The sequence below is a fragment of the Micromonospora fiedleri genome (assembly GCF_016774385.1).
GTDB classification, from domain to species: Bacteria; Actinomycetota; Actinomycetes; order Mycobacteriales; family Micromonosporaceae; genus Micromonospora; species Micromonospora gifhornensis.
In genome coordinates this window covers 39,013-54,208 of record NZ_JAETXL010000005.1, presented here as the reverse complement: position 1 = coordinate 54,208, position 15,196 = coordinate 39,013, and the positions used below count along the sequence as shown (strand labels likewise).

The following is a 15,196-nucleotide window of genomic DNA, read 5'->3' as shown; positions in this document are numbered from 1 at the left end:
GGACCCCTTCGCGGCGCCGGGACCATGTACAACCACTGACCGAGGGCGGTGATTCCCGGAGGGCGGATCACACCCGACCACAGGCGGTCACGGGCGGGCCCTGCTTGGTCAGCCACCCGATATAACGCCAACCGGCGGCCCCACATTCCGGCCCGCACCCGCCAGGCTCAAGCCCGGCGCCTTCCTCGGTCGTTCAGACGTGTTCAACGACCCGCAGGCATCCAGGATTCCCGCCGACCAGGTGATCGCGGTGGCCCCCGTGACCCAAGCGCCCGGGGACCTGGTTGTCCGGGATGACTCGGTCCCGCCAGGGCTGATCGACTCCGTTGCGCCGTAATGGCGGTATCCCGCCCCCGTGGACCCCGCCATTACGGCGTAACGGTGATGGGCGACCCGGCCACACCGCCATCCCGGCGAAGAGTCCCGGGGTTATGCCCGGTAGATGCCCGGACATCCTTTTCGGTCCGGTCCGGCCACCTGGCGATCTGGGCAAACCCGCTGGCCTTGCTGAGCAGAAGGATCGGCGCGTATCTGCTGACTGGCCCCGTCGGCCCCGTTGGGCCCGCTGGCCGCTGGCCCCGTTGGCGCGGTTGGCCCGGCTAAGCCCGCTGGTCCGGGGGCTAAGCCCCGCTGGCCCTGGCTAAGCCCGGCTGTCCGCGCCGGCTCGCCGCCCCGCTGGCGCACTGCTTGCGCTGGCCCACTGCCCCGTTGGCCTGGCTAAGCCCGGCGGTTCACTGTCTGCGCCGGTTCACTGTCTGCGCCGGCTCGCTGTCTGCGCCGGCCTGCCCCGTTGGCCCGGCTAAGCCCGGTTGGCCTCGCTGACTGAGGGGGGTCGGGCAATCAGATGGCCTCGCTAGCCGGTTTGGGGCGGACCAGCCGCGCCTCGCTGGTCGGGTTTCCGGCGGCCCAGGCCGCGTGACCGGGGCCGCACGGAGCGGATGGCCTCAGCCGGTCGGCGTCCGTCCTGGCGGATGACCCGCTGACCGGACCGGGCCGGGCGGGGCCGGACGGGGTGATCGACTCCGTTGCGCCGTAACGGCGGTGTCCCGCCGCCCTGAACCCCGCCATTCCGGCGTAACGGTGAGGCCTCCCAGCCCAACGCCGCGCACTTGCGGAGTGGTTTGTCCGATAGTCGCCCAGGCGTCCCGTCCGGGCGTGCGACGTGGCGATCTGGCAGGGACTCGCTGGGCCTCGCGGACCGGGGCGAGGGGCGGATGGGGAGATGTGAGCGGCCGGAGACACCTGGTCTCCGGCCGCTTGAGAAACGAGGGACGGGGTTACTGCTTGAGCATGTTGTCCAGCAGCAGGGCGCAGCGGATCACCCCGAGGTGGCTGTACGCCTGCGGGTGGTTGCCCAGGCCGCGCTCGGCCAGCGGGTCGTACTGCTCGGGCAGCAGGCCGGTCGGGCCGGCGGTGTCGATCATCTGGAGGAACAGCTCCTCGGCGTCGGTACGCCGACCGGTGCGCAGGTACGCCTCGATCAGCCACGCCGTGCAGATGTGGAAGCCGCCTTCCCGGCCGGGCAGTCCGTCGTCCCAGTGGTAGCGGTAGACGACCGGCCCGCTGCGCAGATCCGCCTCGATCTTCAGCACGGTGGACAGGAACCGTGGGTCGTCCCCGGACAGCAGACCGGACAGGCCGATCCACAGCGAGGAGGCGTCCATGTCCTCGTCGCCGTACGCGACGCTGTACGCCTCGGCCTCCTCGTGCCAGCCGTACTCCAGCACGTTGGCGCCGATCCGGTCGCGCAGTTCCACCCACTCGGGGCGGTCCTCGCCACCGTGCTGGCGGACCACGTGCAGGGCGCGGTCCACGGTCATCCAGCACATCACCTTGGAGAAGATGTGGTGCCGGGGTGGCAGGCGGGCCTCCCAGATGCCGTGGTCGGGCTCGTGCCAGCGGCGGCGGACCGCCTCGACCATGTTCTCCAGGACCCGCCACTCCTCGGCGCGCACCGAGCCGCGTACGTCGGCGGTGGCGGCGATGAGGTCGGCGATCGGGCCGAAGACGTCCAGCTGGAGCTGGTGGTTGGCGAGGTTGCCGACGCGTACGGGGCGGGAGCCGGCGTAGCCGGGCAGGGTGTCGATGACCGCCTCGGCACCCAGTTCGTAGCCGTCCACGGTGTAGAGCGGGTGCAGCCGTTCGGGGTGCCCGCCGGTGCGCTCCACACAGCCGTCGACCCAGCGCAGGAACGCCTCGGCCTCGGCGATCGACCCCAGGTCGACCAGGGCGCGGGCGGTCATCGCGGCGTCGCGCAGCCAGCAGTAGCGGTAGTCCCAGTTGCGGACGCCGCCGAGTTCCTCCGGCAGCGAGGTGGTCGCGGCGGCCAGGATCGAGCCGGTCGCCTCGTGGCAGAGGCCGCGCAGCGTCAACGCGCTGCGGGCGACCAGGTCCCGGGCGGTGGTGGGCAGCCGCAGTGAGGCCACCCAGTCCTTCCAGGGGCGTTCCGCCGCGGCCTGTCGCTCGTGGATGGGCAGCCGGTGGTGTTCCAGGCTGTGCGTGCCGAAGCGCAGCTCCAGCACCACCTGCCCGCCGAGGGCGGACAGGTCCACCACCGCCTTGGCGCTCTCGTAGCCGCCGTCGTTGCCGACCTCCCACTGCACACCGGGGGAGTAGAGCGCGATCGGCTCGTTGGAGCCGAGCACCAGCAGGCCGTCGGCGAGCGGCTGGAGCTGCACGGCGACCTGCGCGAACTCCGGTCGGGGCGCGAACTCCAGCCGGGCCCGTCCGGTGCCGGTGAGCACCCGGATCAGGGTGGAGTCGCCGGAGATGATCGCCGGTCCGTCGGGGGTGGTCCGCGGGTCGGGCTTGTCGAGCCAGTCGGTGACGGTCAGCCCCGACCAGCGGGTCTCCACGGTCATGGTGCCCGAGCGGTAGCGCTGGCCCAGCGGGATGCCGCCGCGTTCCGGGGCGACGCTGAAGTGCCCGGCCGGGCTGCCACCGACCAGGTCGGCGAAGATCGCCGCCGAGTCGGGCTTGGGGTTGCACAGCCAGGTCACCTTGGCGTCGGGCGTGAGCAGTGCGACCGTACGCCCGTTGGCCAGCATCGAGTGCCGCTCGATCGGCACCGCGCGCTCGCCGAACAGCCAGTGCCGGCGGGTCTCCAGCAGCAGCCCGAGCACCCGGGCGGCCTCGATCGGCTCGGCCACCCGGTGGTCGGCCTTGGTCTCGCCGGGGCCGATCTTGATGCCGACGTCCGGGCCGCTGAGGTTGCCGAAGGCGTTCTCGTCGGTGACGTCGTCGCCGATGAACAGGACTGCGCTGGCCGAGAGCTGCGTGCGCAACTGGTCGACCGCGGTGCCCTTGTGGGTGGCCACCACGGACAGCTCGATGACTTCCTTGCCCTGGGTGACGGTGACGTCCGGCCAGGTGGCGGGGCCGCTGCGGACCGCCTCGATGGCGGCGGCGGCGACCTGCGGTTCGACGCCCCGGGTGTGTACGGCGACGCTCGCCGGCTTGCGTTCCAGCCGTACGCCCGGGTGGGCCGCGGCGATCTCGCGCAGCGCGTCCCGCAGTCGCTTGCGCACCTCGATCAGCTCGGGGGAGAGCCGTTCGACGAAGCCGATGTCGAATTCAGAGCCGTGGCTGCCGACCAGGTGCACCTCGCTGGGCAGCCGGGAGAGCGCGGCCAGGTCACGAAGCGCCCGGCCGGAGACGACCGCGACGGTGGTCTGCGGCAGCGCGGCCAGGGCGCGCACCGCGGCAACGGACTCCGGCAGGGGTACGGCCTTGCTCGGGTCCTCGACGATCGGCGCGAGCGTGCCGTCGTAGTCGCAGGCGATCAGCAGCTGGGGCACCCGGGCGATCCGCCCGATGGCGGAGGCCAGCTCCCGGTCCATCGTGCCCGCCGTGGGCATGATGATTTCACTGGAGGGGGCGCTCACGCCGCCTCCATGTCAGGCACACCGAGTTCGGTGAGGAAGGACTTCGCCCAGTGCCCCACGTCATGGGTGCGCAAATGGCGTTGCATAGTCCGCATACGGCGACGAGCCTCCGGCTTCTCCACGTGCACGGCCCGGAGCAGGGCATCCTTGACTGCGTCCGGGTCGTGCGGGTTGCACAGGAACGCCTGACGCAGCTCGGTGGCCGCGCCGGCGAACTCACTGAGTACGAGTGCGCCCCCGTGGTCCGCCCTTGATGCGACGTACTCCTTGGCCACCAGATTCATACCGTCTCGCAGCGGGGTCACCATCATCACGTCGGCGGCGGCGTACATCGCAGCAAGTTCGGTCCGACTGTACGACTGATGCAGATAATGCACGGCGGGCACACCGACCCGGCCGAATTCGCCATTAATCCGACCGACCTCGCGTTCGACCTTGACACGAAGTGCCTGGTAGTGCTCGACGCGTTCGCGGCTCGGCGTGGCTACCTGCACCATAACAGCGTCGGGGACTGTCAACTTTCCGTCAGCCAACAACTCCCGGAAGGCCTTGAGTCGCAACTCGATGCCCTTGGTGTAGTCGAGGCGGTCGACGCCGAGGATGATGGTGCGCGGGTTGCCCAACTCCTCGCGGATCTCCTTGGCCCGCGCCTGGATCGCCGGGTCCGCGGCCAGCCGTTCCATCTCCTTGGTGTCGATCGAGATGGGGAAGGCGCCGGCCTTCACCTGCCGCCCGTCGACCTGGATCATCTGCCCCTCGTAGCGCAGGCCGAGCAGGTGACGGGCGAGCCGGACGAAGTTCTGTGCGGCCAGCCGCTGCTGGAACCCGACCAGGTCGGCGCCGAGCAGCCCGCGCAGGATCTCGGTGCGGAACGGCATCTGCATGAACAGCTCGATCGGCGGGAACGGGATGTGCAGGAAGAAGCCGATCCGCAGGTCGGGACGCAGTTCCCGGAGCATCGCCGGCACCAGTTGAAGCTGGTAGTCCTGGACCCAGACCGTGGCCCCGTCGGCCGCGACCTCGGCGGCGGCCTCCGCGAACCGGGCGTTGACCAGCCGGTACGCCTCCCGCCAGCGACGCTTGTAGGCGGGCGTCTCCACGGCGTCGTGATAGAGCGGCCAGATCGTGGCGTTGGACTGGCCCTCGTAGTAGCGCTCGAGTTCCTCGGCACTCAACGGCACCGGGTGCAGTCGGATGCCCTCCAGGTCGAACGGCTCGGGAGCGGCGCCGGTGCCACCGGCCCACCCGACCCAGGTGCCCTGATGCTCGGCGAGGACGGGGTGCAGGGCGGTGACCAGGCCGCCAGGGCTGCGCCGCCACTGCCGGCCCTCGGGTGTGCTCACCTCGTCGACCGGTAGGCGGTTTGCCACAACGACAAAGGAGCTACGGACGGTCACGATCGGCCACCTCCGGGTGCTGACGGGTCCACCGCGATGAGCGTACTGAGCGTATCTGCGGCGTCTGTTGCTCAGTGCCGGAGTGACGTACCCGTCCCAGACCGGCCGAACCTTGCACGTGATCATGTTGACAGGCCGTCGGCCGCCCTCCGCGCAACCGGGTCCGACGGGCGGGGCGATGTGGGCGGAGCCCGGCGGACCTGTCAGGATTGACGATGGCGTGCGCGCGGCCGGGCAACGGTCGTGGCGGCGGGTGACGGCGCGTCCCACGTCCCGCGCCTGCCCCGCACCACGCAAATCGACGATTCAGTCCTGACGGAGGTAGCCCGCACCGTGGCCCAGTTCATCTACGTCCTGGAGAAGGCGCGCAAGGCGCACGGCGACAAGGTCGTGCTCGACAACGTGACGCTGAACTTCCTGCCTGGGGCCAAGATCGGTGTGGTCGGCCCGAACGGTGCTGGTAAGTCCAGCCTCCTCAAGATCATGGCAGGGCTCGACCGGCCCAGCAACGGCGAGGCCCGGCTCATGCCCGGCTACACCGTGGGGCTGCTCGCCCAGGAGCCGCCGCTCAACGAGGAGAAGACCGTCCTCGGCAACGTGGAGGAGGCGGTCGCCGAGACCAAGGCCAAGCTGGAGCGGTTCAACGCGATCGCCGAGCAGATGGCCACGGACTACTCCGACGAGCTGATGGAGGAGATGGGCCGGCTGCAGGAGGAGTTGGACAACGCCGACGCGTGGGACATCGACTCGAAGCTCGAACTGGCCATGGACGCGCTGCGCTGCCCGCCGCCGGACGCCGACGTGACCACCCTCTCCGGTGGTGAGCGCCGCCGGGTGGCGCTGTGCAAGCTGCTGCTGGAGGCGCCGGACCTGCTGCTGCTCGACGAGCCCACCAACCACCTGGACGCGGAGAGCGTGCAGTGGCTGGAGCAGCACCTGGCCAAGTACGCGGGCACCGTCCTGGCGATCACCCACGACCGGTACTTCCTGGACAACGTGGCCGGCTGGATCCTGGAGCTGGACCGCGGCCGGGCCATCGGGTACGAGGGCAACTACTCCACCTACCTGGAGAAGAAGGCCGCCCGGCTCTCCGTCGAGGGGCGCCGCGACGCCAAGATGAAGAAGCGCCTCTCCGAGGAACTGGAGTGGGTCCGCTCGAACGCCAAGGCGCGGCAGACCAAGTCCAAGGCCCGGCTCGACCGGTACGACGAGATGGCCGCCGAGGCGGAGAAGACCCGCAAGCTGGACTTCGAGGAGATCCAGATCCCGCCGGGTCCGCGCCTGGGCAACACCGTCATCGAGGCGCACAACCTGACCAAGGGCTTCGGCGACCGGATCCTGATCGAGAACCTGTCGTTCTCGCTGCCGCGCAACGGCATCGTCGGCATCATCGGCCCGAACGGCGTCGGCAAGACCACGCTGTTCAAGACCATCGTCGGGTTGGAGCAGCCGACCAGCGGCTCGGTCAAGGTCGGCGAAACCGTCTCGCTGTCGTACGTCGACCAGAACCGGCAGGGCCTCGACGGCGACAAGACCGTCTGGGAGGTCGTCTCCGACGGGCTGGACCACCTCATGGTGGGCAAGGTCGAGATGCCGTCGCGGGCGTACATCGCGGCCTTCGGGTTCAAGGGCCCCGACCAGCAGAAGCCGACCAAGGTGCTCTCCGGCGGCGAGCGCAACCGGCTCAACCTGGCGTTGACTCTGAAGATCGGCGGGAACGTGATCCTGCTCGACGAGCCGACCAACGACCTGGACGTGGAGACCCTGTCCAGCCTGGAGAACGCGCTGCTGGAGTTCCCCGGCTGCGCCGTGGTGATCTCCCACGACCGGATGTTCCTGGACCGGGTCGCCACGCACATCCTGGCCTGGGAGGGCGACGACGAGAACCCGGCCAAGTGGTTCTGGTTCGAGGGCAACTTCGAGGCGTACGAGAAGAACAAGATCGAACGGCTCGGCGCGGAGGCGGCCCGCCCGCACCGGGTGACCTACCGCAAGCTGACCCGCGACTGACGTCGTGGCTGATCGGTTTGTCTACCACTGCACCCTGCGGTGGTCCGACCTGGACGCGTACGGCCACGTCAACAACGCCCGCTTCCTCACCCTCTACGAGGAGGCCCGGGTGGCGTTGATGTTCGTCGGCGCGCGGGCGCAGGGCATCGACTCGTTCGCCGACGGAGTGGTCATCCGTCGGCACGAGGTCGACTACCTGCGCCCGGTTGACTACGCCCTGGGGCGGGCCACCGCCGACGCGGCCCCGACCGTACGGATCGAGATGTGGGTGGGGCGGATCCGCGCCGCCTCCTTCACCGTCAGCTACGAGATGTACGACGGTGAGCTGCTGGTCAGCCGGGCACAGTCGGTGCTGGTTCCGTTCGACCTGGCCCGGCAGGTGCCCCGGCGGCTCACCGACCGGGAACACTCCTTCCTGCTCGGGTACGCCCCGGACGGTGGCGAGGCATGAGCGCGGGCGGCGTCACACCCCGGCCGGGATCCGATACCGCCGAGTCGCGGCACGGCCTCGACGGGGTCGCCGACGCAGGGGCCTTCCTGGCCCGGCTGGTCCGGTTGGAACCGGCGGCCCTGGTGCGGCTACGCCCGACCGGCACACCGGGGCGTACGGCCCTCTGGGGGCGTCTGCCGTGGGGGGTGCTGGCCGTGCGGACGGTGTCCGGCCCCGGCGCCGGGGACGTCACCGTCTCGGCCGGGCAGTTGCTCGCCGAGCTGGCGGCGGGGCGGGCGGGGCTGCCCGCCCGGCGTGACGCCCAGTGGCGCTGGCCGCTGCCGCCGGCGGCCAGCCGGCCGGTGGAGAGCCTGCCGGGCGAGGACGTACGCCGACTCGCCGAGGCCGCCGCCGGCACCCTGCGTGAGGCGGCGGCGAACGGCGTCGCCGGCCGGGCGGTGGGGCAGCGGACGCTGCGTGACGCCCTGCTGGACCATGTCGCGGTGGTGGTGACGCCGGACGACGCACCTGACCGTCCGGTGGAGGTGACCCAGCGCCTGGTGCAGGGTCTGATCAGGATGGGTTTCCTGGGGGTGGCCGGCGGATCGTCGGGCCCCGACGAGGTCCGGGTACGCATCGCTGGCCGTTGGGTCGCCCTGGTGGGACCGTACGGAGCTGTGTGGTCGCAGAAGGCTACGGATCTTGCCGTGCGGCTGCTTGACCCTCGTCCGAAAGTATGACCTCGGGTCAACCTTCTGGTTTGGGGCTGGCGTTGGGGGGATGCTTCGCTCCGACTGTCCGGGTACCGTCCATCCTCGGATCCCACCCACCGTATGCAACTGGATCCGCTGGGGAGTGAGGTGCGCGAGCGATGCCGTGGTGGTCATGGCGCCCCGGTCCCGCCAGTGGCGGCGACCCGGAAACTCGAAGCAGTGTCACGGTGGAGGAGGCCGTCAGAGTCGGCCCGCCGACGCCCCGTCAACCCGGGGACGACTGCCCGGGCGGGGAACACCCGTTGATCGCCGACATGTCAGCCACCGTCGAACCGGTCACCCTGCGCCGCATCTGCGACGCGTTGGACCTGCTCGACGTGCGCTACCTAGCCGACGGCGACGGCAACCTGCTGGCCATGTGGGAGCGGCACGCCGTGCTGGTCACCCTGGAGGGCCCCGAGGACGAGATCCTGGTGCTCCGGGCCCGCCCGCACGCGACCGTGCCGCCGGACTGGGCGGACCGGGCCTACCGGGTGGTCAACGAGTGGAACCACACGCGCCGCTTCTGCAAGGCGTACGTGGGCGACGCCACCGAACGGGGGCAGTTGCCGATCTACGCCGAGCTGCAGGTGCCGCTCGCCGCAGGTGCCCACGACGCGCTCCTGGTCGAGCTGCTCGACTGCGGCGCGGCCGTGGCCACGAGCTTCGTCGACTGGCTGCACGACGAGGGCGCCCTGCTCTGACGGGGGACGGCGCCGCTGCGGGGGTCACCCCGAGGCGGCCGGGTCCTCCATCGTGTTGACCATGAAGTAGGCCGCCCGCTCCAGGTAGTTCCAGAGTTCGGTGGCGGTCGCCTCCGGCAGGTCGAGGCTGTCGACCGCGCGGCGCATGTGGCGTAGCCAGGCGTCGCGTTCGGCCGCGCCGATCCGGAAGGGTGCGTGCCGCATCCGCAGCCGGGGGTGCCCCCGTTGGGCGGAGTACGTGTTCGGCCCGCCCCAGTACTGCATGAGGAACAGCCGCATCCGATCGGCGGCCGGCCCCAGGTCCTCCTCCGGGTACATGGGGCGCAGCAACGGATCGCTGGCGATGCCGGCGTAGAACTCATCGACCAGCTTGCGGAACGTGGGCTCGCCGCCGACGGCGTCGTACAGCGTCACGGCTCCGCCGCGGGGCTCGGACTCACCTGCGGGATTCACCCTTCCATCCTGCCAGGCGTTGCCGGCCGGTGAGCGTACCGGGACCTGCCGACGCCGTGGTTCAGGTCACCGCGTGCCGTGGCCGGTCGACGTTGCCCTGGCCCGGCTCCTCCGACGGGGTGGCCGAGCCGGCGGAGGAGGCCCGTGCCGCCTCCACCGTGGCCTCCACCGTCTGCGCGTCGGGCCAGCGTCGGGCGACGAACGCCATCAGCACCACCCCGGCGGCACTCCACAGCCCGACCACGATCGGGATCGGGTAGTGCTCGGCGAGCAGGCCGGTCGCCAGGACCGCGGCACCCTGGATGACCTGGACCCCGGTGGCCATCACGCCGAACGCCCGGGCCCGGTAACCGTGCGGCAGGGCCTGGACGAAGAGGCCGTTCGCCACCGGCATGATGCCGGCGACCGCGAACCCGCAGGCGGCGGCGAGCAGCGCCACCACCGCCGGTGGCGGGTCGAGCAACGAGGGGACCAACATCAACGGGGCGATGACCGCCAGTGGCCGGAGCAGGGCGATGCGCCGCGACGGCGCGACCGCCCGGCCCATCATCAGCCCACCGAGAATGAACCCGACCGGGCTCGACGCCATGATCAGTGCCTGCGCCATTCCCGCGTTCATCCCGCCGTCCGCGCGTTCGTTGGCCCAGGCCGCGGCCAACCCTTCGGGCACGATCGAGCAGAGCATCGCGCCGAAGACGAGGATCGCGATGGCCCGCAGCACCGGGGTACGGAACACCAGCCGGAACCCCTCGGCGGTTTCCCGGAGCAGGTGACGGCGTTGCTCGCTGGCAATGGCCGGTGCCCGGTCCCGGGTCCCGAAGCGGACGAGCACCGCCGAGACGGCGAAGGCCGTCGCGTTCATCAGCAACGCGGCGGTGGTGTTCACGGTGGCCACCGCCGCACCGAGCAGGTAGCCGACGACCTGGGCGGCCTGCCCGACGCTGGCGTTGATCGAGAGCCCGACGACGAGTCGGTCGCCGGGCAGGATCAGCGGCATCAGCGCGGAACGTGCCGCCTGGCTCGGTGGATTGGCCAGGGTGGTGGCGAACAGCAGGGCCAGGATCAGCGGCACCGGCATCCCGGGGATGGCGATGAGCAGCATCAAGGCCATCCGGATGAGGTCGCAGATCACCATGATCTGGCGATAGCGGTGCCGTTCGGCGATCGTGGCCAGCAGTGGGCCGCCGATCAGCCAGGGCAGGTAGCTGACCGCGAAGGCAGCCGCCGAGAGCGCGACGGAGTCGGTCTCCTTGTAGACGAGCAGGGTGACCGCTGCCTTGGCGACGTAGTCACCGATCCAGGTCAGGGTGTTGGCCAGGAAGATGGCTCGATACTCACCCTGGGCGAAGACCTCACGGAAAGTGGCCGGACCTTCCGGAGGAGGCCGCTCGTCCGACACCATCGCCTCCATCGGCCGGTGACAGGCCACTCGTGATGGCCGGCCCCGAGGCCATCGTCAGATCTACGGATCAGCGAGGACGTGACCACGCTCGGGGAGCGCGTGCACCGGATTCTGCCCGATCGTCTGACAACTGGCTAGGGCGAACGGCTTGATCGTCGCATCTCTGACTGAACGAACGGACGATACCCGAGGGGCTGCTCGGCCGCGAGTACCTACCGTTCCGCTCAGGTGGCCCCGCCCTGACCAGTCTCGTTGTCGTCCCGTAGGTAGGCGGGTACGGCCCGGACGGCTGCGATCCGGGCGGTGATCCCGGAATTCTCCAGTGCCTCCGCGAGTCGACGGCGCAACTCGCGGCCCACGGCGGCCTGCCCGTCGGCGGTGGTCTTGACCACCGTGCGGATGACCGTGCCGTCCACCGTCACCTGTTCCACCCCGAGCACCTCGGGGGGCTCGACGATGGAGGCCGCCAACTCCGGGTCCACCGCGACCGAAGCGGCTGCGGTACGCAGCACCGCCGTGGCCTCCTCGGTGCCGGCGAAGCCGATCGGCAGGTCGACCACCACCAGCGCCCAACCCTGACTCTTGTTGCCCACCCGGACGATCTCGCCGTTGCGGATGTACCAGAGCACCCCCCGCCCGTCACGAACGGTGGTGACTCGCAGACCGACCGCCTCGACCACGCCGCTCGCCTCGCCGAGGTCGACGTTGTCGCCGACCCCGTACTGGTCCTCGATCAACATGAACAGGCCGGCGATCAGGTCCTTGACCAGACTCTGCGCACCGAAGCCGAGCGCCACACCGGCGATGCCGGCGCTGGCCAGCAACGGGGCCAGGTCGAAGCTGAACTCCTTGAGCACCATCAGGACGGCGATGCCGAAGATGAACGCCGTACTCAGGCTGCGCAGCACCGATCCGATCGCCTCGGCCCGCTGGCGGCGTCGCTCCGGGACGAACTCGCCGGGCGCGGCCGCGGCGCTCGGGATGCGCTCGCGCAGCGGCCGGAGCATGGTCGGTACGCCTGCATCGGTGGTGGTGCGCACCAGCCGGCGGATGGTCCGGTGCACCAGCCAACGAGCGGCGATCGCCAGCAACAGGATCAGGATGATCCGCAGCGGCTTGACCAGGATCCAGTAGCTGCCCTCGGCGAACCACACCGAGTCGGAGTATGTCCAGACCCACTTGCAGACGACCTCGTCCAGGCACTCGGGACTGGGGGTGTCCTCCGGGCCGGGGGTGGGCGTACCGGGGACGGGGCTGAGCATGCTGACGGTCACCCTGTTTTCGTACCGCAAGCATCCGGTCGACCCGTGACCGACCCACCGCCGGGTGACCCGAGGCGCGTTCGCTGCCGGATCTGTCGTGAAAGCTCCGCCAGGTACCCAGGATTAGTGCGTGCATTCGCCGGTCCGATCAGGGACGATTGGCGCAACGGACGTCGGTGAACCGGCCGGCGTCGACGTGGTGTATGGCTGCGGCCTGCGCCGGTCGGCGGTGGCGAGTGGAAAGCCGCTTGACCGGGAGGGTGACGCGATGCCTGACATACGACCCACGGTGGGCTCCGGCGCGCTGGTCCTCAACGCCACCTATGAGCCGCTGTGTGTCGTGTCGGTGCGCCGCGCCGCGATCCTCGTGCTGTCCGCCAAGGCGGTCTGTGTCGCCGACGGTGAGGGCGTGCTGCACAGCGCCCGCAGCGCGTTACCGGTGCCGTCGGTGGTCCGACTCACCCGGTTCGTACGGGTGCCCTACCGTACCCACGTCGGCCTGTCCCGCCGGGCGATCTTCGCCCGGGACGGCTGGCGCTGCGCCTACTGCCGAGGGCCCGCCGAGACCATCGACCACGTCTTCCCGCGCAGCCGGGGTGGCCCGCACGCCTGGGAGAACGTGGTCGCCGCCTGCGCCCGGTGCAACCACACCAAGGGCGACAAGACTCCCGCCGAGCTGGGCTGGCGACTGCACTCGCTGCCCGCCGCACCGAAGGGGATCGCCTGGCGGGTGCTCGGTCACCGCGCACCCGACCCCCGCTGGGCCGACTGGCTCGACCTCCGCGAACCCGAAGCCGCCTGACCTCCGGCCGACGGCTCACCGCGCCTCCACCAGCGAAGCGAACACGATCACGTTGTCCGCGTAGCCCGTCTCGCCGCCGACCCAGCGTCCACCGCAGGTGATCAGCCGTAGCTGCGGCCGGCTGAAGTCGCCGAAGACCTCGTCGGCGGGCAGCGCCTCCTTGTCATACCGGCCGACCCGGTCGACCTCGAAGACCGCGACCGTACCGTCGGTGCGGGCCACCTCGACCCGGTCGCCGGCCCGCAGTTGCCGCAGGTCCTGGAAGACCGCCGGCCCGGTGCTGGTGTCGACGTGTCCGACGATGACGGCGGGGCCGTACTGACCCGGGGTGGGGCCCTGGTCGTACCAGCCGGCCTCCTGGGCGCGTTCCGCGGTCGGCGCGGCGATGCTGCCGTCCGCGGCGACGCCCACGTTGTGCACCGGCGCGGCCAGGTCGATCTTGTTGATCTCGATGCCGACCGGTTGGCTCGCCGGCAGCAGTGGAAATTTCTTCGGCGGCGGCGCCAGACCGGCGATGAAGCGGTCCGGCAGCAGGTTCGTACCGGTCATCCGTTCGACCCCGAGCATCGTGATGATCAACAACATCAGGCTGCCGATCACCAGGACGGGCAGTCCAGGGCTGGCGCGGAGGCTGCGTCGGGCCGCTGCCGGCCAGGCGCGACGCGGTCGTGGTGGCACGGGTGCGGCCGACGGGTCAGGTGTGGCGATGCTGGCCGAACCCATCTGGGCGGTGACCCGGCCGAGCCGGCCCGCCACGGCCGTCACCGTCCGCCAGAGTCGGTAGCTGCGGCGGGTGACGGTCCGGGGCGGGGCGGGACGCGGTTCGGGCACCGGAACACGGTGGCCGATCATGGCACCCGCCTGTGGTCAGGAACCGGTCCGGCGTCGGCTGCTGATCAGCCCGAAGACCACCGCCGCGGCCACCACGGCGGCGCCGCCGAGCAGCAGCGTCGAACCGGTGCCCGGTCCGGCGGTGCCACCGCCACCGGTCGCCGGACCCTTGGTGGGTTGCTGCATGTTCAGTACGGTCAGCGTGGTGCTGGCCGTCTGGCCGTTGTTGCAGCGCAGGTTTACCGGATAGTCCCCGGCGGCCTTGTTGCTCGGCACCGTGACGTCGCCGGTGAGGAAGCCGTTGTCCGGTCGGAGGAAGACCCGGTTGAACGCCTCCGAGTCGACCTCGGCCTGCCGGTTGTTGGCGTTGTCGCAGCTGGCCCGCAGGTGCACCCGGGATCCGGCCTGCACACTGTTCGGGGTCACCTCGATGAAGGTGTTCTCACCCGCCCGGGCGGGTCCGGCACCGACCAGGACGAACGCCCCGATCAGCGCGAACACTCCGAGAAGTCGGACGATGGTCGAGGAGGCGTGCAGCACTCCTCCGTACGATCGCAGACCCCGCATGATCCTCCCTTCCGGCACCGGCGCACCGGTCCTGCTGGGGTGACCCGCGGTGCTTTCCCCCTGCTCCCGCTGCTAACCCGGCGTGCGCAACCGCTGACCCGGAACACGGGGTCAGCGGGGGTCAAGCAGGGCGTCCCCTGCCGGGGGCGTTGACCGGGGGCACGTCCGGGCATCTGGTCAGCGGCTGCCAGTTGAGGGGGGAGGAGAGCACCATGGTGCTCGACGGCTGCCCGTACGGGGCGAGTCGGTCGATGACCCCCTCGAACTCCCCGATCGACCCGGCCGCGACCTTCAGCACACTGCACGCGTCGCCGGTGATCCGGTGGATCTCCAGGATCTCCGGCCAGGTGGCGACGTCCGGGTCGTGCAGGATGCAGCGGGCGCCGTAGCAGGACATCCGGATCAACGCGACCACCGTCCGCCCGGCTCGGGTCAGGTCGACGTGCGCGTGGTAGCCGGTGATCACCCCGCTCTCCTCCAACCGGCGTACCCGCTCGGCCACCGCAGGTGGGGACAGGTGCACCCGCCGGGACAGCTCGCTGAACGACAACCGTGCGTCGGCCTGCAACTCGCGCAGCAGGGCCCAGTCCATCTCGTCCACTCGTAGACCTTACGTCTGACAAGTCGAATGCGGCCAGCGCCTCACGTTCGACAGGTCGGCCGGGCATAGCGCCGTTGAACAGGCATTCCATCGGGGGGTGA

At 70.6% G+C, this 15,196-nt stretch carries 13 protein-coding genes; 5 read left to right on the top strand and 8 right to left on the bottom strand.

Translation table 11 applies throughout. From position 1 onward, the window contains the following. Positions 1-1,277: 1,277 nt before the first annotated feature. Together otsB and JMF97_RS14345 are read right to left on the bottom strand one after the other, a co-directional pair. Positions 1,278-3,857: a trehalose-phosphatase gene (gene otsB / locus JMF97_RS14350; protein ID WP_203222417.1), complete on the bottom strand. Its 2,580-nt coding sequence runs from the start codon at positions 3,855-3,857 to the stop codon at positions 1,278-1,280. A gap of 23 nt (positions 3,858-3,880) precedes the next feature. Further along, on the bottom strand, positions 3,881-5,281 hold the full coding sequence (locus tag JMF97_RS14345) for an alpha,alpha-trehalose-phosphate synthase (UDP-forming) (protein WP_013735487.1): 1,401 nt from the start codon (positions 5,279-5,281) through the stop codon (positions 3,881-3,883). A 333-nt stretch (positions 5,282-5,614) separates the two neighbouring features. On the opposite strand from JMF97_RS14345, the gene ettA reads away from it, so the two are divergent. The 4 genes from ettA to JMF97_RS14325 all read left to right on the top strand — a co-directional run bounded on the left by ettA (position 5,615) and on the right by JMF97_RS14325 (position 9,177). Then, complete coding sequence (ettA, locus tag JMF97_RS14340) at positions 5,615-7,291, top strand: energy-dependent translational throttle protein EttA (protein ID WP_203222042.1); 1,677 nt, start codon at positions 5,615-5,617, stop codon at positions 7,289-7,291. Between the two features lie 4 nt (positions 7,292-7,295). Continuing rightward, positions 7,296-7,742 (top strand): acyl-CoA thioesterase, encoded by a 447-nt coding sequence (locus tag JMF97_RS14335; RefSeq protein WP_013735485.1) that lies wholly within the window; start codon positions 7,296-7,298, stop codon positions 7,740-7,742. Next, entirely contained in the window at positions 7,739-8,461 is a 723-nt protein-coding gene (locus JMF97_RS14330; RefSeq protein WP_203222041.1) for a DUF8185 domain-containing protein, read from the top strand. Before JMF97_RS14335 ends, JMF97_RS14330 begins: the two co-directional genes overlap by 4 nt. A 131-nt stretch (positions 8,462-8,592) precedes the next feature. Further along, positions 8,593-9,177, top strand: a complete 585-nt coding sequence (locus JMF97_RS14325) for a type III secretion system chaperone family protein (RefSeq protein WP_043721735.1) — start codon at positions 8,593-8,595, stop codon at positions 9,175-9,177. Positions 9,178-9,201: 24 nt separating this feature from the next. On the opposite strand, the gene JMF97_RS14320 is transcribed toward JMF97_RS14325, so the two are convergent. The 3 genes from JMF97_RS14320 to JMF97_RS14310 form a co-directional block, all read right to left on the bottom strand. Continuing rightward, on the bottom strand, positions 9,202-9,630 hold the full coding sequence (locus JMF97_RS14320) for a globin (RefSeq protein WP_203222040.1): 429 nt from the start codon (positions 9,628-9,630) through the stop codon (positions 9,202-9,204). A gap of 61 nt (positions 9,631-9,691) precedes the next feature. Further along, positions 9,692-11,032 carry an MFS transporter gene (locus tag JMF97_RS14315; protein ID WP_203222039.1) on the bottom strand — a complete coding sequence of 447 codons (1,341 nt, stop codon included), beginning with the start codon at positions 11,030-11,032 and terminating at the stop codon, positions 9,692-9,694. 224 nt (positions 11,033-11,256) lie between these two features. Continuing rightward, positions 11,257-12,294, bottom strand: coding sequence for a mechanosensitive ion channel family protein (locus JMF97_RS14310; RefSeq protein WP_203222038.1), 1,038 nt, complete (start codon positions 12,292-12,294; stop codon positions 11,257-11,259). Positions 12,295-12,562: 268 nt separating this feature from the next. Between JMF97_RS14310 and JMF97_RS14305 the strand changes: the two genes are divergently transcribed. Then, entirely contained in the window at positions 12,563-13,096 is a 534-nt protein-coding gene (locus tag JMF97_RS14305; protein WP_043725542.1) for an HNH endonuclease, read from the top strand. A gap of 15 nt (positions 13,097-13,111) precedes the next feature. Here the strand turns inward: JMF97_RS14305 and JMF97_RS14300 are convergent, their stop codons facing one another. From JMF97_RS14300 to JMF97_RS14290, 3 genes are all read right to left on the bottom strand, one after another. Further along, positions 13,112-13,948: a class F sortase gene (locus JMF97_RS14300; protein WP_203222037.1), complete on the bottom strand. Its 837-nt coding sequence runs from the start codon at positions 13,946-13,948 to the stop codon at positions 13,112-13,114. Positions 13,949-13,963: 15 nt separating this feature from the next. Then, complete coding sequence (locus JMF97_RS14295) at positions 13,964-14,428, bottom strand: hypothetical protein (protein WP_043725536.1); 465 nt, start codon at positions 14,426-14,428, stop codon at positions 13,964-13,966. A 187-nt stretch (positions 14,429-14,615) separates the two neighbouring features. Further along, on the bottom strand, positions 14,616-15,095 hold the full coding sequence (locus JMF97_RS14290) for an Lrp/AsnC family transcriptional regulator (protein WP_203222036.1): 480 nt from the start codon (positions 15,093-15,095) through the stop codon (positions 14,616-14,618). Between the last annotated feature and the right edge of the window lie 101 nt (positions 15,096-15,196).

Bases quoted from the DNA above. Each gene is read 5' to 3' on its own strand.
- JMF97_RS14325 (WP_043721735.1), top strand. From the start codon at position 8,593: ATGCCGTGGTGGTCATGGCGCCCCGGTCCCGCCAGTGGCGGCGACCCG.
- JMF97_RS14305 (WP_043725542.1), top strand. From the start codon at position 12,563: ATGCCTGACATACGACCCACGGTGGGCTCCGGCGCGCTGGTCCTCAAC.
- JMF97_RS14330 (WP_203222041.1), top strand. From the start codon at position 7,739: ATGAGCGCGGGCGGCGTCACACCCCGGCCGGGATCCGATACCGCCGAG.
- JMF97_RS14310 (WP_203222038.1), bottom strand. From the start codon at position 12,294: ATGCTCAGCCCCGTCCCCGGTACGCCCACCCCCGGCCCGGAGGACACC.
- JMF97_RS14300 (WP_203222037.1), bottom strand. From the start codon at position 13,948: ATGATCGGCCACCGTGTTCCGGTGCCCGAACCGCGTCCCGCCCCGCCC.
- otsB (WP_203222417.1), bottom strand. From the start codon at position 3,857: ATGCCCACGGCGGGCACGATGGACCGGGAGCTGGCCTCCGCCATCGGG.
- JMF97_RS14315 (WP_203222039.1), bottom strand. From the start codon at position 11,032: ATGGTGTCGGACGAGCGGCCTCCTCCGGAAGGTCCGGCCACTTTCCGT.